The 16,981-nt window shown below is 40.0% G+C and carries 19 protein-coding genes; 14 read left to right on the top strand and 5 right to left on the bottom strand.

All coding sequences use genetic code 11. The annotated features are described in order from the left end of the window. Positions 1 to 44: 44 nt before the first annotated feature. Positions 45 to 1,757, bottom strand: a complete 1,713-nt coding sequence (locus QMA12_RS00895) for a lysophospholipid acyltransferase family protein (protein ID WP_087532077.1) — start codon at positions 1,755 to 1,757, stop codon at positions 45 to 47. A gap of 162 nt (positions 1,758 to 1,919) precedes the next feature. On the opposite strand from QMA12_RS00895, the gene QMA12_RS00900 reads away from it, so the two are divergent. Together QMA12_RS00900 and QMA12_RS00905 are read left to right on the top strand one after the other, a co-directional pair. Then, the gene (locus QMA12_RS00900) at positions 1,920 to 2,840 is read left to right on the top strand and encodes a glyoxylate/hydroxypyruvate reductase A (RefSeq protein WP_087532078.1); all 921 of its coding nucleotides are present in this window, start codon (positions 1,920 to 1,922) and stop codon (positions 2,838 to 2,840) included. Between the two features lie 96 nt (positions 2,841 to 2,936). Continuing rightward, on the top strand, positions 2,937 to 3,068 hold the full coding sequence (locus tag QMA12_RS00905; RefSeq protein WP_254911166.1) for a hypothetical protein: 132 nt from the start codon (positions 2,937 to 2,939) through the stop codon (positions 3,066 to 3,068). An 18-nt stretch (positions 3,069 to 3,086) separates the two neighbouring features. Here the strand turns inward: QMA12_RS00905 and smrA are convergent, their stop codons facing one another. The 3 genes from smrA to QMA12_RS00920 form a co-directional block, all read right to left on the bottom strand. Further along, on the bottom strand, positions 3,087 to 3,665 hold the full coding sequence (gene smrA, locus QMA12_RS00910) for a DNA endonuclease SmrA (RefSeq protein WP_290210813.1): 579 nt from the start codon (positions 3,663 to 3,665) through the stop codon (positions 3,087 to 3,089). Positions 3,666 to 3,797: 132 nt separating this feature from the next. Then, positions 3,798 to 4,043 carry a hypothetical protein gene (locus QMA12_RS00915; protein ID WP_087532127.1) on the bottom strand — a complete coding sequence of 82 codons (246 nt, stop codon included), beginning with the start codon at positions 4,041 to 4,043 and terminating at the stop codon, positions 3,798 to 3,800. 99 nt (positions 4,044 to 4,142) lie between these two features. Further along, positions 4,143 to 4,595 (bottom strand): hypothetical protein, encoded by a 453-nt coding sequence (locus QMA12_RS00920; protein ID WP_290210814.1) that lies wholly within the window; start codon positions 4,593 to 4,595, stop codon positions 4,143 to 4,145. A gap of 114 nt (positions 4,596 to 4,709) precedes the next feature. Here QMA12_RS00920 and QMA12_RS00925 point away from each other — a divergent pair, with 114 nt between their 5' ends. Continuing rightward, on the top strand, positions 4,710 to 5,093 hold the full coding sequence (locus tag QMA12_RS00925; RefSeq protein WP_087532081.1) for a response regulator: 384 nt from the start codon (positions 4,710 to 4,712) through the stop codon (positions 5,091 to 5,093). Positions 5,094 to 5,168: 75 nt separating this feature from the next. On the opposite strand, the gene rpsT is transcribed toward QMA12_RS00925, so the two are convergent. After that, on the bottom strand, positions 5,169 to 5,429 hold the full coding sequence (rpsT, locus tag QMA12_RS00930; protein WP_016708897.1) for a 30S ribosomal protein S20: 261 nt from the start codon (positions 5,427 to 5,429) through the stop codon (positions 5,169 to 5,171). Positions 5,430 to 5,683: 254 nt separating this feature from the next. Here rpsT and murJ point away from each other — a divergent pair, with 254 nt between their 5' ends. The 11 genes from murJ to QMA12_RS00985 all read left to right on the top strand — a co-directional run bounded on the left by murJ (position 5,684) and on the right by QMA12_RS00985 (position 16,970). Continuing rightward, positions 5,684 to 7,264: a murein biosynthesis integral membrane protein MurJ gene (gene murJ, locus QMA12_RS00935; RefSeq protein WP_290210815.1), complete on the top strand. Its 1,581-nt coding sequence runs from the start codon at positions 5,684 to 5,686 to the stop codon at positions 7,262 to 7,264. A gap of 73 nt (positions 7,265 to 7,337) precedes the next feature. Further along, positions 7,338 to 8,264 (top strand): bifunctional riboflavin kinase/FAD synthetase, encoded by a 927-nt coding sequence (gene ribF / locus QMA12_RS00940; protein ID WP_290210816.1) that lies wholly within the window; start codon positions 7,338 to 7,340, stop codon positions 8,262 to 8,264. Between the two features lie 25 nt (positions 8,265 to 8,289). After that, positions 8,290 to 11,118, top strand: coding sequence for an isoleucine--tRNA ligase (ileS, locus tag QMA12_RS00945; protein ID WP_290210817.1), 2,829 nt, complete (start codon positions 8,290 to 8,292; stop codon positions 11,116 to 11,118). Between the two features lie 9 nt (positions 11,119 to 11,127). Continuing rightward, complete coding sequence (lspA, locus tag QMA12_RS00950; RefSeq protein WP_087532084.1) at positions 11,128 to 11,628, top strand: signal peptidase II; 501 nt, start codon at positions 11,128 to 11,130, stop codon at positions 11,626 to 11,628. Further along, the gene (gene fkpB, locus QMA12_RS00955; RefSeq protein ID WP_087532085.1) at positions 11,625 to 12,083 is read left to right on the top strand and encodes an FKBP-type peptidyl-prolyl cis-trans isomerase; all 459 of its coding nucleotides are present in this window, start codon (positions 11,625 to 11,627) and stop codon (positions 12,081 to 12,083) included. The genes lspA and fkpB overlap by 4 nt, the downstream gene beginning before the upstream one ends. Continuing rightward, positions 12,083 to 13,012, top strand: a complete 930-nt coding sequence (gene ispH, locus QMA12_RS00960; RefSeq protein WP_290210818.1) for a 4-hydroxy-3-methylbut-2-enyl diphosphate reductase — start codon at positions 12,083 to 12,085, stop codon at positions 13,010 to 13,012. Before fkpB ends, ispH begins: the two co-directional genes overlap by 1 nt. A 38-nt stretch (positions 13,013 to 13,050) precedes the next feature. Beyond that, positions 13,051 to 14,094, top strand: coding sequence for a histidine kinase (locus QMA12_RS00965; RefSeq protein WP_290210819.1), 1,044 nt, complete (start codon positions 13,051 to 13,053; stop codon positions 14,092 to 14,094). Then, complete coding sequence (locus QMA12_RS00970) at positions 14,091 to 14,792, top strand: LytTR family DNA-binding domain-containing protein (protein WP_290210820.1); 702 nt, start codon at positions 14,091 to 14,093, stop codon at positions 14,790 to 14,792. Before QMA12_RS00965 ends, QMA12_RS00970 begins: the two co-directional genes overlap by 4 nt. 147 nt (positions 14,793 to 14,939) lie before the next feature. Then, positions 14,940 to 15,500 (top strand): type IV pilus modification protein PilV, encoded by a 561-nt coding sequence (pilV, locus tag QMA12_RS00975; RefSeq protein ID WP_087532089.1) that lies wholly within the window; start codon positions 14,940 to 14,942, stop codon positions 15,498 to 15,500. A 1-nt stretch (position 15,501) separates the two neighbouring features. Continuing rightward, complete coding sequence (locus tag QMA12_RS00980) at positions 15,502 to 16,500, top strand: PilW family protein (protein WP_290210821.1); 999 nt, start codon at positions 15,502 to 15,504, stop codon at positions 16,498 to 16,500. After that, positions 16,488 to 16,970 carry a pilus assembly protein PilX gene (locus tag QMA12_RS00985; RefSeq protein WP_087532091.1) on the top strand — a complete coding sequence of 161 codons (483 nt, stop codon included), beginning with the start codon at positions 16,488 to 16,490 and terminating at the stop codon, positions 16,968 to 16,970. Before QMA12_RS00980 ends, QMA12_RS00985 begins: the two co-directional genes overlap by 13 nt. Positions 16,971 to 16,981 lie beyond the last annotated feature (11 nt).

The raw sequence follows: 16,981 nt of genomic DNA on the forward strand, positions 1-16,981 counted from the left end.
GAGCATTTTTAGCTTAATTAAAGTAAGCTAAACAAAATAGGCCATTACTCTTTGCTTAGATAGCGCTTTGCCTTTCCTGCTTTTACTTTTTCAAGATCAACCAGCACGAGCCCATCAATACAATTATTAAACTCAGGATCTACACTAAAACTTAAAAACTGCACACCACCAGGCTCACACAATTCAGTGTATTGCTTAAATAAAGTGGGTACTTGGGCTCCCATATTGGCGAGAACATGTTTTAATTCAACAAAATCTTCTTTTATATCATCACCTGTAAATAAGCTTTGGCATTGTTTTATTTGTTGCTCAGTGGCTTTAAATTCATTGTTTGGAGTCGCAATGATTTGTTTAGCACCGTAATAATGCTGGTAGTAGTGCACCAGCATTGCTTTGGCTTGATCAGGTAGTGCGTTCGATACACTTACTGCGCCGTATAAATAGCGATATTGCGGATAGTTTTTGACAAATGCGCCTATGCCATACCATAAATAATCAAGACTTTTACGACCCCAATATTTAGGTTGTACAAAGCTGCGGCCAAGTTCGATACCCGCTTTAAAATAGGGAGTCATTTCATCGCTGTAGGAAAATAAACTATCAGTGTATAAACCTTCACGACCATGTTTATCAATGATCTCTTGTGCACATGCGAGGCGATAGGCGCCCACTAACTCTAATTGGCTAGGATCCCACAATACTAAATGCTGATAATCCATATCATATTTATCGATATCGCGACGTTTACCGCTACCTTCGCCCACTGTACGAAATGAAATCTCTCGTAGCCTTCCAAGCTCTCTAAAAATAGCTGAGCTACCTTGGTATTGATATAAGTAGATTTGCATGCCATCTTGTGTAGTGCCTAATAATTGACACTTTTCAATGGCTTTTTTCAGTTCCTTACGACATTCTGATGTAGCAATAGGGGTCTGCGTTTTTAGTGGTAATGTTTTCTTAGATGTTAACGCATAGAGTTGTTTGCGAATTAAATTGACGACTTCTTTATCTTTTAGATTTTCAATTAAATATGATTCGGGAGGGATCGATGCGCCAATTTCAAACTCTAACGATTTTTGCCGCTGTTTAAACATTTCTTTTACTAATAGTAAACTAGCCAGAGGTTTATAAATCATTGAAGTACCATAAAACAGAGGACTATTTTTGGCTTTAATATAAATAGGTAATATTGGACAGTTCGCTTTTTTAGCAATGCGCAAAAATCCACTATTCCATTTACAATCTTTAATACCTGTTGGGCCAAGGCGAGAGACCTCCCCAGCCGGAAATATTAAAATAACGCCTTCATCTTTTAGATGCTGGTGGATGTTGCTGAGTTCTTGTTTTTTACTTGTACCAGATAAATTATCTACCGGTAATAAGAGCGAATGCATGGGAGTGACCGACATTAGCATACGATTGGCAACCACTTTTAAATCTTGTCGAACGCCAAAAAGTACCTTGATCAGCGCTAATGCATCTAATGAACCTATGGGGTGGTTTGCCACAATTACTAACTTCCCTTCGCTCGGGATATGCTCAATCTGCTTTGGTTTGTATCGGGTGTCAAAGTCAAGTTCATCAAGCACTTGCTCAACAAACTCGATGCCTTGTAAATGAGGATAAGCGTCACCAAATGCGACAAACTCTTGCTCATGAAGCAAATAACCCAATCCTTTTTTTACTAATCCTTTTACCTTCGGAGAGTTTTCTAATTGTGGAAGGTTGGCCGCAATGACTTTATCAACACTGATCATAATTACCTCATTGTCTCTGGTGATCAATATACGAACAGATTAAAAGTTTGCTATGACAGTTAGGTTGCAGTTGTATGACTTTTTAAAGAGGGTATCTTTAATCATCGTTTTTTAATAGCTTAAGGATATAATGATTAAAAACACATAAACTTTAGGAATGCCATGCATCTACTTATCGCGATTAGTAACCGAGACTGCACAAAGCTTATTGAAACGTTAAAAATGTACTTACCTGAGGTAGAGATATCGCAGTGGCCTGATTGCCATAATTTGGCCAATGTTGAATTTGTTATTGCGTGGCAAGCACCTGAACAAATGTGGCAACAATTGCCCAATCTTAAAGCTGTCTCATCATTCGGCGCTGGAGTTGATAGTATAAAATTAGACTTGTTAGCTGATGATGTTGTGGTGACACGAATTGTTGATGAAGTCTTAGCGGATGATATGGCTGAATATGTTTTAACTCATATTTTAGCGCAAAAGCTAAAATTAAAAGAGTATTTTAGTAAACAACGAGCTCAGCTTTGGCAACCAAAACGAGCACATAAATTTGATCATGTAGTATTTTTAGGTTTTGGCCAATTAGGGCAGCACTGCGCTAAACGTTTACTTGTTAATAATTTTGTTGTAAGTGCTTTTTCACAAAGCCCTAAACAATTTACTAATGTAACCTGTGTTCATACTCAAGAAGGATTGACAAATATTCTGTCTAAAGCAGATTACCTCGTGTGCTTATTGCCTTTAACGTCACAGACTAAAAATATTATTGATAAAGCGCTATTAACTCAGCTTCCTGAGCATGCTGTTGTGATCAATGTTGCGCGTGGTCAGCATGTTGTTGAAGAGGATTTAATTTGGGCACTCGACAATAAAGTAATACGCGCCGCGACCTTAGATGTATTCAGGCAAGAACCTTTAGCAAAAGAGCACCCATTTTGGTCTCATGATGCCATTACTATGACTCCGCACTGCGCTGCATTATCCAGTATAACGAGTGTTGCACAGCAAATTGCAGAGAATGTTCAGCGGCTAGGAAAAAGGTTAGAACTAAATCATCAGGTTGATAGAACAAAAGGTTATTAAAATTTGAACAATTAATGCTTTATACATCTTGTTAACATATATGATTTTAGCTAGTCTAGTGATGTCACAAAAATAATTATAAAAACAAGGTTAGTTATGAAAAACCAACAAGGCGGCGTTAAATTCAGTCTCATTGTATTATCGGTCATTCTTATGGGAGTGTCTGCTTGGTTTAATCAGGCGAATGCCGATGAGCCAAACCAAGCTGAAATTACCCAACAAGATTAACCATACACTTGTGAGAGCTCAGTGCTTAGCATGACGCTCTCTATTTTCGTGTTTCTTCTCATCACTTTTTTTCAGTAAAACATACGTTGCACCTATACCTCCGTGGTGTTTTAAAGCGGTATGAAACGCTAATACAGCGCTGAGTTCTTGCAGCCATTTATTGGTGTAACTTTTTAATATACCCGGTGTCTTCCTATTTTTTATCCCAATACCATGGCGAATTAATACCACACGTATATTTTTATTATGGCAATCATGTATAAAATCAAATAACGCTTGGCGAGCAGATTTAAGTGGTTGTCCGTGTAAATCGAGTGTGGCATCAATTTGGTATTTTGCTAGGCGCAAGTTTTTAAACACCCCTTCTTGCACTCCGGTGTTTTTATAACTCAGTAACGCATCAGGGGCCAACAGTTCAACGAGTTCGCTTCTAAGATAGTTTTCATCAATCATTCGGTCTGTTTCGGCGGCTTTACGTTTTTCTTGTTGTGCAAACGAGGGCGATTTTTTCAAATGCTGTGGTGTTACAGTATCATGGCTAAGTGGCTCTACATCTTCCATAGAAGATAAAAATAAATCAAAATCAGATAACGACATAAGATAGGCCACCTCAAAATAAATTAATACGCAGCGAATTTTAACTTAGTTCATAATGTTAGTCATTCGATAGACAAAAAAATACCCCAGTGAGTAAACTCAATGGGGTATCAAATTATCTTGGGAGAGATATTAATTGGGTGTTACATTCAATTGGCCAAAGGTATAAACCTTGAACAAGTAAAATGTGTTGATCAACACTAAACTCATATTCGAGATAACACTCGATGACATTACATCTAAGCTAAACGATAAAAACAGTAATACGCAGGCGCTAAGTGCGGCAACACGTAATAAAGTCAATTGATTGATAAATAACGCCCCTAATCCTAGGGCTAACAGAGTAAAGTTTAAAAGCCAATCTAGCTCGTTTAACATGATCGTTTCAGTGTACTTGTGTTGAAAAAGGAGCGCCATTATGGTGATCTTTTGCACACCTTTCAACCAAGTAATTTTATATTTTTCAGATTAGTTTTATTAATCCAAAATTAGTTTACTCATCGCTGCAAAAAAGCCTTTTTTCTCAGTGACTCGGTATTTTTGACAGCTAGCAGGTTGATTTAGGTTTTGGCATAGATATAAGGTATTACGCTCTAAGTCTGCTCTTGGCTCTAAGCTAGAATCAAACAAGTTAGCGCCGTAACCAAACAAACCAGGCCAATACACGCTTTGTGTTACTAGACCTAACTTTTGATAGGTAATTAACTGCGGTTTAGGGGTAATTAAAAAGACTAATAGTAGAATAACTAAAGTAATGGTTAATACTCTACTTTTGGGCTTACTATGCGTAGTGGTATTTGTCGAATTACTATTTTCAACCTTTGTGCTTGTTGTATTTGCTGTGGCTTTTCTTTTATTTGTTGTTGGTTGCGTCTTTTTTCTTTGCGGGGCTTTACCAAGCAACGCTTGTTTTTTTATTTTATTAGACATGAAGCAAATCTGGCCTTTTAAGCAGGTGTCTCTATAATGAGATCAATGAATTAAATAAGTTTATATGTTTAGTATAATAACTTAAACCTAGCTTATAGCCTATGGGGATCAAGTATGAATGCGCAGCTTTCAATTTTAATCGTGGATGATGTAGGGACGGTACGTAGCTTTCTTAACCAAACGCTTATGCATTTGGGTATCGAAAATGTCAAAGAGGCTTCTACAGCGGCCCAGTGTATTAGTGCCTGCCAAGCAGCAGACTACAATATTATCTTTTTAGATATCGAGTTGCCTGATGGTGACGGCAAAGAAATTATTGCCAAAATAAATGAAATCAACCCTGCAACAAATGTTGTTATGGTATCCGCTCATTCTACGGTTGAAAACGTTAAAGACGCAATAGATAAAGGAGCGAAAGGATTTGTTGTAAAGCCGTTTACCCCTAAGAAGATAGCTGCAATGTTGAAAAAGTTTTATCCAGAATTAGAAATAGCTTAATAAATAGTGTTGAAAACAAATTTTAGATACAAAAAAACCGGCCTAGGCCGGTTTTTTATAATCTACAAAAACAAATTATAGTGCTTTAATTTTAGCAGCTAAACGGCTCTTATGACGAGCAGCTTTGTTTTTGTGAATTAGACCTTTAGTTGCGTAACGGTCTAAAATTGGTGTAGCAACTGCGAAAGCTTGCTGTGCAGCTTCCTTGTCGCCCGCTTCAATAGCAACAACTACTTTTTTGAAGTATGTACGCATCATTGAACGACGGCTTGCGTTATGCTGACGGTTTTTTTCGCTAGTGATAGCGCGTTTTTTTGCAGACTTGATGTTAGCCAAGGTTTGCTCCTAACAATCTTAAAATAAGCTTAATTTAAAGGCCGTGGAATATGCCTTTTTTAATCATGAATGTCAATAAAAAATTGACATAACAAGAAAAACTGCTCCTTTGTAACGAACATCAATTTGCCGCTTTAGCAGTTAATATCGCTATTGTAACAAAGCCCATGCACTGAGCCTAGTGCTTTAGAGCGATTTATAAAAAAGTCTGTGGCATAATTAACTTTCTCATTGGTTTTAAAGCAGGTTTTAGTGTGGCAAAAGGATTATTTCGTTCTGGTATGATTGTGAGTGCAATGACCATGATATCGCGTATCTTGGGCTTAGTACGAGATGCCGTGGTGGCAAATTTACTGGGTGCCAATGCCGCTGCTGATGTTTTTTTGTTTGCCAATCGTATTCCAAACTTTTTACGCCGATTATTTGCTGAAGGGGCTTTTGCACAAGCGTTTGTGCCGGTTTTGTCTGAAATCAAAGAGCAACAGGGCGACGATAAAGTACGATTTTTTGTTGCTCAAGCTGCGGGCACACTAGGCACTATATTATTGATTGTTACCTTAGCTGGCGTGGTTGCATCGCCAGTGATAGCGGCATTATTTGGTACAGGCTGGTTTATTGAGTGGTATCAAGGAAACCCTGAAGGTGAGAAGTTTGTGCTTGCTAGTGAATTACTTAAATGGACATTTCCTTATTTATTTTTCGTGAGTCTCGTAGCGCTAAGTGGCGCGGTTATGAATGTTTATAACCGCTTTGCGGTGGCAGCCTTTACACCAGTATTACTGAATATTTCAATTATCAGCTGCGCAATTTTATTACACGATCAATTTTCAGTCGGGGCATACTCACTTGCCATAGGGGTATTTGTAGGTGGTGTTGTGCAGTTATTGTTTCAATTGCCGTTTCTATACCGAGCAAAGATGCTCAGTAAGCCGCGTTGGGCTTGGCAGGACGATAATGTAAAAAAAGTCCGCACCTTGATGATCCCTGCGCTGTTTGGTGTATCTATTAGTCAAATTAATTTGCTGCTTGATACCATGATTGCCTCATTGTTGATGACAGGATCAATCGCCTGGCTTTATTACTCAGATAGACTAATTGAATTTCCATTAGGTTTATTTGGCATTGGCATTGCCACCGTTATTTTACCTGCACTATCTAAATTACATAACAGCGATAAAAGTACTGACTTCCAACACACATTAGATTGGGGCGTAAGATTTGTAATATTTTTAGGGCTCCCTGCCATGGTTGGCTTGATGCTGATTAGCCCGTTAATTATTTCAGTCTTGTTCGATCATGGCGCATTTAAAGAAGGCGATATTGACCATGTTCAAGCGGTGAGCCTGGGTGTAATGGCTTACTCCGTTGGTTTAGTGAGTTTTATGTTAATTAAGGTGCTGGCGCCAGGTTTTTATGCACGCCAAGATACTAAAACACCAGTGCGTATAGGTATTATTACTTTGGTTTTAAATATGGTGTTTAATATTATGCTAGCGCCGTTTATTGGCTACTTAGGGTTAGCTTTGGCCACGTCAATGTCGGCAAGTTGCAATGCTTATTTATTATACCGACAATTAAATAAAGAGCAGGTATATCATTTTTCAAGTTTTAGTGGACGATTTACATTTAAGTGTATTGTTGCAAGTGCTGTAATGGGTTTATCTGTTTGGTATACCTCAAATCAATTCTTATGGCGTGATTGGCATTTTATGCAGCAAGTTATTTTACTCAGTGGGTTATTGATTTTGGCTGGGTTTGTTTATTTCTTGTCCATGTTCATGCTCGGTGTGCGACTAAATACGATAAAAAACGTAGCAACTACTGAATCAAATTAAAAAAAAGATTATAATCGGCGTTTCTATAGCTGGAATATATATTCAGGCTGGCTCGAAAAGGCAATTAGGTGGTATGGAGTTAATCAGAGGTATTCATAATATTCGCACGCAACATTATGGTTGTGTGTTGACCATTGGCAATTTCGATGGTGTTCATTTAGGCCATGGCGAAGTGCTTAAAGGCTTACTCAATGATGCTAAAAAATACCAGCTGCCAAGCACGGTGATGTTATTCGAACCTCAGCCACAAGAATTTTTTGCCAAAGATAACGCACCAGCTCGCTTAACGCGATTACGTGATAAGCTCAAGTTTTTAGCTAACTTGGGCATTGAGCGAGTTATTTGCATTAGCTTCAATCAACAGTTTGCAAATATGCAGGCTGAGCAGTTTGTTAGTGAAATACTGATTGATAAACTTGGTGTAAAAGCATTAACGGTTGGCGATGATTTTCGATTTGGTAAGCAGCGTCGAGGTGATTTTAAGTTGCTATCCCAAATGGGGCAAGCGGCAAAAATGGATGTTAAAAGCACCGCGAGTTTTCGTCAATTAAATGCTAGAGTAAGCAGCACGTTAATCCGTGAAGCACTTGCTCACGGACAATTAACGCAAGCGAAGGCGATGCTTGGTCATGACTATGCTATTTCAGGGCGTGTAATACATGGTTGGAAGCGTGGTCGTGAACTTGGCTTTAGAACAGCTAACATAGCTTTAAAGCGTCAAGTATGCCCTGTAAATGGGGTGTTCGCGGTGCAGGTAACGCTAAAAGATAAAACAATATATGGGGTTGCAAATATAGGCAACAAACCCACATTTAATGGAACACGCGCATTATTAGAAGTGCACTTATTTGATTTTGCGCAAGAAATATACGGACAGTTTATGCATGTGGAGTTGATTGAAAAACTTCGCGATGAGCAAAAATTCGAGACATTAACACAATTGACGGCACAAATAGCAACTGATGTTGCTGCCGCTAAGCAGTGTTTTGGTTTAAATTAGGTAGCCGATACGGAAAGTAGGATTAATGAGCGACTACAAACATACTTTGAATTTACCGGAAACAATGTTTCCAATGCGCGGCAATTTGGCACAACGTGAACCAAAAATGCTTAAAACATGGTATGAAGACGACCTGTACGGTCAAATTCGCAACGCTAAAAAAGGTAAAAAAACCTTTATTTTGCATGACGGCCCTCCGTATGCAAACGGCGATATCCATTTAGGCCATTCAGTAAATAAAATTTTAAAAGATATTATCGTAAAGTCTAAGACTTTATCTGATTTTGATGCCCCTTATGTGCCGGGTTGGGACTGTCATGGTCTACCAATCGAGTTAATGGTTGAAAAAAAGGTTGGCAAACCGGGTGTTAAAGTCACTGCGGCAGAATTTCGTGAGAAATGCCGTGCTTATGCTAAAAAGCAAGTTGAAGGTCAAAAAGTTGACTTTAAACGCTTAGGTGTTTTTGCTGATTGGGATAAGCCTTATTTAACGATGAACTTTGATTTTGAAGCCAACGCCATTCGCGTATTGGGTCGCATTATCGAAAAAGGGCACTTGCATAAAGGCGCTAAGCCAGTTCACTGGTGTACAGATTGTGGTTCAGCATTGGCTGAAGCAGAAGTTGAGTATCAAGATAAGCAATCGCCAGCAATTGATGTACGCTTTGAGTTCACTGATCAAGCGGCTGTTGTTAACGCATTTGATTTAAAGGCAGATCATGAAGGCACAGGCACTGTAAGCACCGTGATTTGGACAACGACACCGTGGACGCTACCAGCTAACCGTGCAGTTGCCGTTCACGCTGATTTAGAATATGCCCTTGTTCAAGTTGACGATGAAGGTGCACAACAGCGTTTAATTTTAGGTTCAGAGCTTGTTAAAGATGCTATGGACCGTTACGGCTTTAACCATTACCACGTTTTAGGTTATGTAAAAGGGGCGGTACTTGAAAACCTTCAAGTTGCTCACCCATTTTATGACTTTAATGTGCCTGTAATTGTGGCTGAACACGTTACGACTGACTCTGGTACGGGGATTGTTCATACAGCACCGGGTCACGGCCAAGAAGATTTCGTGGCAGGCTTACAATACGGTTTAGAAGTTGCTAACCCAGTTGGCGCTAATGGTGTTTACTTACCAGACACCGAACTGTTTGCAGGGCAACACGTATTTAAAGCAAACGCTAATGTGGTTGATGTATTAACTGAGCGTAACGCGTTAATGCACCATCATGCGTTAACGCATAGCTACCCGCATTGCTGGCGTCATAAAACGCCGATTATTTTCCGTGCAACACCGCAGTGGTTTATTAGCATGGACCAAGCTAATTTACGTCAAGATTCATTATCAGAAATTAAAAACACTCAGTGGTTACCAGAGTGGGGCGAAAGCCGCATTGCAAATATGGTAGAAGGGCGCCCTGATTGGTGTATCTCACGTCAACGTACGTGGGGCGTACCAATTGCTTTATTTGTTGATAAAGACACCGGTGCATTACATCCGAATACGCAATCATTAATTGAAGACGCGGCTAAACTGGTAGAAAAATCAGGTATTCAAGCTTGGTATGATTTAGAGCCTGCAACGTTATTAGGTGAAAAAGACGCTCAGCAATACATGAAAGTGCAAGATACACTTGATGTATGGTTTGACTCAGGTGTAACGCATGCGTGTGTGGTTGACGCTCGTGAAGAGTTAACAGGCCCAGCTGATTTATATCTAGAAGGGTCAGATCAGCACCGCGGTTGGTTTATGTCATCAATGATGACCTCAGTTGCGATTAATGGTCATGCACCTTATCGCCAAGTACTTACTCATGGTTTCACCGTGGATGAGAATGGCCGTAAAATGTCGAAATCATTAGGCAATGTAATCTCACCACAAAATGTGATGAACAAACTAGGCGCTGATATTTTACGCCTTTGGGTTGCTTCAACAGATTACACTGCTGAAATGACGGTTTCTGATGAGATCTTCAAACGTTCAGCGGATCGCTACCGTCGTATCCGTAATACCAGCCGTTACTTACTGGCTAACTTAAGTGGCTTTGATCCAAAAACTGATCAAGTGGCTATTGAAGACATGGTTGAGCTTGATCGTTGGATTGTAGGCCGTGCAGCGCAATTACAAGATGAAATTGTGGCAGCCTATGACAGTTACCAAATGTTGCAAGTTACGCAAAAATTAATGAACTTCTGTACGGGTGAGCTAGGCTCGTTCTACTTAGACGTAATTAAAGACCGTCAGTACACAGCTAAAAGTGATAGCCATGCACGTCGTTCATGCCAAACAGCCTTATACCATATTGCTGAAGCAATGACGCGTTGGATGGCGCCTATCATGAGCTTTACAGCGCAAGAAATCTGGGAAGCATTACCAGGTGAGCGTGACCAGTATGTATTTACCTCAGTTTGGTATGATGGCTTAAAAGCAGTGACTGAAGGCCAATTTAGCAATGATGATTGGTTAACTATTTTAACCGTGCGTGATGAAGTAAACCGTGTACTTGAAGGTGCTCGTAAAGAAGAAATCATTGGCGCAACGTTACAGGCTAATGTAAGTATTTTTGCAAATGCAGAAATCGCGGATAAATTAGCGGCATTAGGTGATGAGTTACGCTTTGTACTACTGACTTCTCAAGTAACGGTTACTGCTGTTAATGAGCAACCAGAAGGCACTCAAACAACTGAAATTGATGGTTTGTACATTAGTGTAGCAGCAACAGATGCAGAAAAATGTGAGCGTTGTTGGCACTATTGTGATGATGTAGGCGCGAACCCTGCACATCCTGAAATCTGTGGTCGTTGTGTTAGCAACGTAGATGGCGAAGGCGAAACGCGCCAATTCGCATAGGAGTAGTCAGTGAGCAAGCTAGCCCAAAAAAGTGGTTTAGTGTGGCTTTGGTTGAGTCTGCTACTTTTAGTAGCAGACTTTGCCAGTAAAACGCTAGTGGTGAATACAATGAATCTGCGTGATTCGATTGATATATTACCGTTTTTTAACCTTACTTATGTACACAATTACGGCGCAGCTTTTAGCTTTTTAAGTGATGAAAGCGGTTGGCAACGTTGGTTTTTAAGTTTAATAGCAATCACCATTAGTGGTTTGCTGATTTGGTGGTTAAAGCGCTTACCAGCGTCTAATAAAATTTTATGTGGTGCCTATTCACTTGTTTTAGCTGGCGCGATAGGTAATTTATACGACCGTATGTACTATGGTTATGTAATCGACTTTTTGCACTTTTATTATGAAAACTGGCACTTTCCTGCGTTTAATATCGCTGATAGTGCAATTTGTATAGGTGCAGCATTGTTATTATTTGATGCCTTTACTGGCGAAAGTCCAAAGGAGCATAAAGCATGAGCCAAACAGTTATCACCGAAAACTCAGAAGTGATTTTTCATTTTTCAATAAAACTCTCTGATGGCTCTGCAGCTGATTCGACCAAAGTACATAATAAACCAGCTAAGCTGGTAATGGGTGATGGCAGCTTAACCGCAAACTTTGAAAAGTGTTTATTTGGTTTAGCGCCAGGCGACAGCAAATCGTTTGAGCTGGAGCCAGAAGATGCCTTTGGTCAACCAAACCCCGATAACATCTATTATGTTGAGCGTAGTAAATTTGGCCCAGATACGCCAGCTACTGTAGGTTCTATCATCGCGTTCACGCAACCTGATGGTACTGAATTACCAGGACTTGTACGCGAAGTGCAAGGCGAGTCGGTAACAATTGATTTTAATCATCCTTTATCTGGTCAGAATTTAACCTTTGAAGTTGAAATTTTAGAAGTTGATAATACACCTAAGGTAAATGATTAATGGATATTTTATTAGCCAATCCTCGCGGTTTTTGTGCGGGCGTTGACCGTGCGATTAGTATTGTTGAGCGTGCGTTAGATATATTCGAAAAACCAATTTATGTGCGTCATGAAGTTGTACATAACCGTTATGTGGTTGATGGCTTAAAACGCCGTGGTGCGGTATTTGTTGAAGAGCTTGATCAAGTACCTGATGAAAGCATTGTAATTTTTAGTGCTCATGGCGTATCACAAGCTGTTCGTAGTGAAGCAAAACGCAGAGAGCTTAAAGTGTTTGATGCAACCTGCCCACTGGTTACTAAAGTGCATATGGAAGTGACCCGTGCTAGCCGTAAGGGAACTGAGTGTATTTTAATTGGTCACCACGGTCATCCTGAAGTTGAAGGCACCATGGGGCAGTACGATAATAGTAATGGCGGTATCTATTTAGTTGAAACTGCAGAAGATGTCGCTAAACTCAACGTAAAAAATCAAAATAACCTTTTTTACTGTAGCCAAACGACTTTGTCGGTTGATGATACGGCTGATGTGATTGATGCTTTACGCGCTAAATACCCGGTTATTGATGGTCCTCGTAAAGATGATATTTGCTACGCCACGCAAAATCGCCAAGATGCAGTTCGTGACTTAGCTGATAAAGTTGATGTGTTATTAGTGGTTGGCGCTAAAAACAGCTCAAACTCTAATCGTTTACGAGAGCTTGCTGATAAAATGGGCACCGTAGCGTACTTGATTGATGATGCCAGCAATGTTGAAGATGCTTGGTTTACTAATGCAAAAGCTGTTGGTGTAACCGCCGGTGCATCTGCACCTGAAGTACTTGTTCAACAAGTTATTAGTCGTCTTAAAGAATTGGGTGGTAAACAGGTTGTTGAAAATCCAGGCGAAGAAGAAAACATAGTATTTGCTGTACCCGTTGAGTTACGCTAGCCTTAATCTATTTATGGGGCATTTTTAAGGAGAGTGCAATGAGCAAGTCGGTGCAAACCAATACTTTGCTTTTTGCGGCTCTTTTTACTGAGCGAGGTGTGCTAGCTACATTAGTTGTGGTGCAAGTTATTGCTACTATATTGGCTTTTGCACCTACTGCAGCCCAAGACATCTGGATCCGTTTAGGTGTCATTAGTTTATTTTTACAGCTTATCTTTTTATTAAGCCTGTCCTGGCTTTTTCTGCTACGGTTTATTCTACAGAGATATTCGCGCTTCATTCAAAGTGTTAGTTTATTCATCTCTCTTTTATCAACTACATTGTTAATGAGTATCGCGGTCCTTTTTTTTGCTGGCAGTGTGATTGAAGTTGCTGATCCTATTGCGTTTATATTACGAAATTTACTTATTGTAGTTTTAGTTGCGTGTTTATTTGTGCAGTTTCTCACAATTTACGTTGAAAAACAGCTGCAAACTAATGCATTAGCAAGAGCTGAGCTGGATGCACTACAGGCGCGTATTCGGCCACACTTTTTATATAATAGCCTTAATACAGCCGCCGAATTGACTCATTACGATCCAGATGCTGCGGAGCAAGCGATCTTAGCATTAGCTGCATTATCGCAAGCTGCAATGCAAGTCGGAAAAGAAACCGCATTGTCTGATGAAATTACATTGACCCGGCAGTATTTAAGGTTAGAAAGCTGGCGGTTTGCAGAGCGGCTACAAGTTGACTGGCAATTACCAGAACAACTCCCAAACATAACAATTCCTTGTTTAACATTACAACCACTATTAGAAAATGCCGTGTGTCATGGTGTTGAGCCTTCATTGACAGGGGCTGTTATTTATGTCGAATTACATGTAAGTCAACGCTCGTTGGTGATTATCGTCGAAAACCCCGTGTCTTCATCATCGCAACAAACACGGCCAGGAAATGGCATGGCATTAGATAATATTCGCCAACGGTTAGATCTCTATTATCAGGGGCGTGCTAAGTTGACAATGACAGTAAGAGAAGGGGTGTATCGGGTTAAATTGGTACTGCCTTTGGATGTTGATTATACACAGGAGCAACAATGAAAGTTCTTATTGTCGATGATGAGCCATTAGCTCGAGCTCGCTTGCAGCGCTTACTTGCGAAAAATCCAGACTACAGTGATATAGCACATGCAAGTAATGGCACCGAAGCTATACAGCAAGTAAAATGTTTGGCGCCAGATATTGTATTTTTAGATGTCAATATGCCCGCCATGAACGGTTTAGAAATTGCTGCGCAATTAAATACACTTAGTGTGCCACCCGCGATAATATTTGTGACCGCTTACCCTGAACATGCTTTGGATGCTTTACAACTTAGTGCAGCAGGTTACTTAGTTAAACCAGTTACAGAGCAAAATTTGGCCAATACTATAGAGCAACTTGGTCGTCTCACTCGTGCTCATGTGCAAAAACAACGCCCAGCGATGATTAACTATCAACTGGCAGGAGTTACGCGAAGTGTTGCACTAGAAGATGTCTATTATGTGATCGCTGAAGACAAATACACACGTTTAGTTTTTACTGGTGGCGAAGCATTACTTGACCACAGTTTAAAGCAGTTAGAGGAAGAGTTTTCCACGCACTTATTACGAATTCATCGCAAAATATTAATTAATCAATCACGTCTAATTGAGCTGAAAAAAGGCGCTAACGGAACGCATGCTGTTGCATTGAAAGGTTGTGATTGTTTATTACCTGTTAGTCGACGTGCGTATAAGAACGTAAAAGAGCACCTTTAATTCCCCCTCCTCATTTTAGATACACAGGTTATTAAAGCTGTCCGAGTAACCATTTATCAACAAATATAACCGTTTATCCTGAGCAGAGTTGAATCTACCTACTGATAGCATATGCTTATAATGAGATAGTTTTATATTAGGTGCGTTATGAAATTAGTCAATCATACACCACAGCAAGGTTTTACATTAGTAGAGGTATTAATTGCGTTTGTGATTCTAAGCTTCGGTTTATTGGGTGCCGTTGCATTACAAGCAAAAGCGAAACAAGCAAGCTTTGATTCAATGCAGCGAGCGGCTGCGGTTGCTCTAGGCAATGATATTATTCAACGGATACGGGCTAATGATCGTGTGGCAGCAATTACTCAATATAATGGCACATTTACGAGTGATACCGAGCTTGAACAGTCACGTACTTGCTACAGTGACGCATGTAGCTCAGCGCAAATAGCGGCACTTGATCGGCAGCAATGGATCCGTGCAATACAGGCTAAAGAAAATACAGGCGCTTTAGATGATGCAACGGTATGTATAGAGAATACTGCCGTACCAAATAGCGATGATAAAGCATTTAATATTCAAGTAGTGGTGAGTTGGCAAGGCCGCCAAAAGTTTACCGGCACGACAGAAACCCAGCAATTAACGTGTGGTGAGAGTAATAGCAATCGCCGTATTATGGTTTTGAAAAGTTATATTTACCTAAGGAGCTAATATGAAGCAGCAAGGTTTCACTTTAGTCGAAATGATGGTAGCGCTATTTATTGGTGGTTTAGTGCTTGGTGGAGTGATGTTCACGTATGTCAGTATGAAAGTAACCACGAGAGATACAATGACAATAGGTGACTTGCAAGAAACAGGTCGCTTAGCGCTTAATATTATGCAGCGTGATATAGAGCAAGTTGGTTTTTGGGGCACCTTTTATGAAGATTCTTTTTCAGCAGAAAATACACAAGTGTCACTTACACCTGGACAAAAACCAGCCCCAGATTGTTTTGCGGGGGCGAATAATGGTAGCTTTCCTGTTTTTAACGTGAACACTAATTTTCGTTCAGTGTATTCCATTGAAACAATGGGGGGAGAAGCACTAAATTGCCTTAATAAGACAAAAGAAAACACTGATATCTTGCAGGTAAAATTTTTAGAAGGGTTACAAATTGATCCAACTGATAGCACTGCGAATAACTATTATTTTATTGCAGAGCAAGAGCGAGGCGAGTTTCGTAAAGGCCCCATTGCTGCAAATACCATAGGCGGTAATGCAACGCTTTGGCGCTATCGTCATCATGTTTATTATATTGATGAGCAAACTTTTAAAATAAACGATCGTGATAGAGAAGTACCCGTATTGATGCGACGTCGGCTGGCACCGAGTGGAAAAATGGTCACTGAAACGATTATGGAAGGCGTTGAAAATATGCGGTTTTTATTCGGTTTAGATACGAACAATGATAGTCGAGTAGATACTTACCGCAGTGTTAATAAAATGACCGCAGCTGATTGGGAAAACCGCCGAGGCATTTTAACGGTGCAAGTATTTATTTTAGTACGAGCATTACAAGAAGATGCTAACTTAAAACAGCTCAATCAAACATATACCTTAGGCGAAGATGTCGACCAAAGAATACTTGAGTTTGATGATAAGTTTCGTCGAGCTCTATTTACAACAACGATTCGCTTAAATAATGTAGGAGCAAACCTATGGAGAATTTAAGGTTAGCTGCAAAACAGCAAGGTGTTGTTCTTATTGTGGCGCTGATCATGGTTGTTGCTGTCACAGGTATAGCTGTGACGCTTATGAGTAGCAGTAGTGTGGATATGAAAATTACCAATGCCGCATTTGAGCGAGAAGAAGCTGAAAACGCTTTGATGGGTAATGTACAACAAGTGATAGCTGATGAAGCGACTAAAGGAGGAACCAGTTACTTTTTATATACGCGAGCGCAAATACCGAATGGTTCAATCGCATTAGATAAAGTGGGCGATACAGTAAACTCAATGAGTAATTTAAATAATGGTGCGCTAGATCTGCCCTGTCCCCGCAAGTTTAGCTTTACAGCGGGTATTTCATGCAACATGGTACAAGTTGATAGCACCATAACCTATGGCTCAAAAAGTAAACACACTATTACAATAACGACTGGAATCGCCCAAGAAATGGCTAGTTTAAATACTGGCGGTTAAGTGAGTAAATA

The sequence above is a fragment of the Pseudoalteromonas sp. APC 3893 genome (assembly GCF_030408095.1).
Classification (GTDB): Bacteria; Pseudomonadota; Gammaproteobacteria; order Enterobacterales; family Alteromonadaceae; genus Pseudoalteromonas.

Bases quoted from the DNA above. Each gene is read 5' to 3' on its own strand.
- QMA12_RS00895 (WP_087532077.1), bottom strand. From the start codon at position 1,757: ATGATCAGTGTTGATAAAGTCATTGCGGCCAACCTTCCACAATTAGAA.
- QMA12_RS00900 (WP_087532078.1), top strand. From the start codon at position 1,920: ATGCATCTACTTATCGCGATTAGTAACCGAGACTGCACAAAGCTTATT.
- QMA12_RS00905 (WP_254911166.1), top strand. From the start codon at position 2,937: ATGAAAAACCAACAAGGCGGCGTTAAATTCAGTCTCATTGTATTATCG.
- smrA (WP_290210813.1), bottom strand. From the start codon at position 3,665: ATGTCGTTATCTGATTTTGATTTATTTTTATCTTCTATGGAAGATGTA.
- QMA12_RS00915 (WP_087532127.1), bottom strand. From the start codon at position 4,043: ATGTTAAACGAGCTAGATTGGCTTTTAAACTTTACTCTGTTAGCCCTA.
- QMA12_RS00920 (WP_290210814.1), bottom strand. From the start codon at position 4,595: ATGTCTAATAAAATAAAAAAACAAGCGTTGCTTGGTAAAGCCCCGCAA.
- QMA12_RS00925 (WP_087532081.1), top strand. From the start codon at position 4,710: ATGAATGCGCAGCTTTCAATTTTAATCGTGGATGATGTAGGGACGGTA.
- ribF (WP_290210816.1), top strand. From the start codon at position 7,338: ATGGAGTTAATCAGAGGTATTCATAATATTCGCACGCAACATTATGGT.
- ileS (WP_290210817.1), top strand. From the start codon at position 8,290: ATGAGCGACTACAAACATACTTTGAATTTACCGGAAACAATGTTTCCA.
- fkpB (WP_087532085.1), top strand. From the start codon at position 11,625: ATGAGCCAAACAGTTATCACCGAAAACTCAGAAGTGATTTTTCATTTT.
- ispH (WP_290210818.1), top strand. From the start codon at position 12,083: ATGGATATTTTATTAGCCAATCCTCGCGGTTTTTGTGCGGGCGTTGAC.
- QMA12_RS00965 (WP_290210819.1), top strand. From the start codon at position 13,051: ATGAGCAAGTCGGTGCAAACCAATACTTTGCTTTTTGCGGCTCTTTTT.
- QMA12_RS00970 (WP_290210820.1), top strand. From the start codon at position 14,091: ATGAAAGTTCTTATTGTCGATGATGAGCCATTAGCTCGAGCTCGCTTG.
- pilV (WP_087532089.1), top strand. From the start codon at position 14,940: ATGAAATTAGTCAATCATACACCACAGCAAGGTTTTACATTAGTAGAG.
- QMA12_RS00980 (WP_290210821.1), top strand. From the start codon at position 15,502: ATGAAGCAGCAAGGTTTCACTTTAGTCGAAATGATGGTAGCGCTATTT.
- QMA12_RS00985 (WP_087532091.1), top strand. From the start codon at position 16,488: ATGGAGAATTTAAGGTTAGCTGCAAAACAGCAAGGTGTTGTTCTTATT.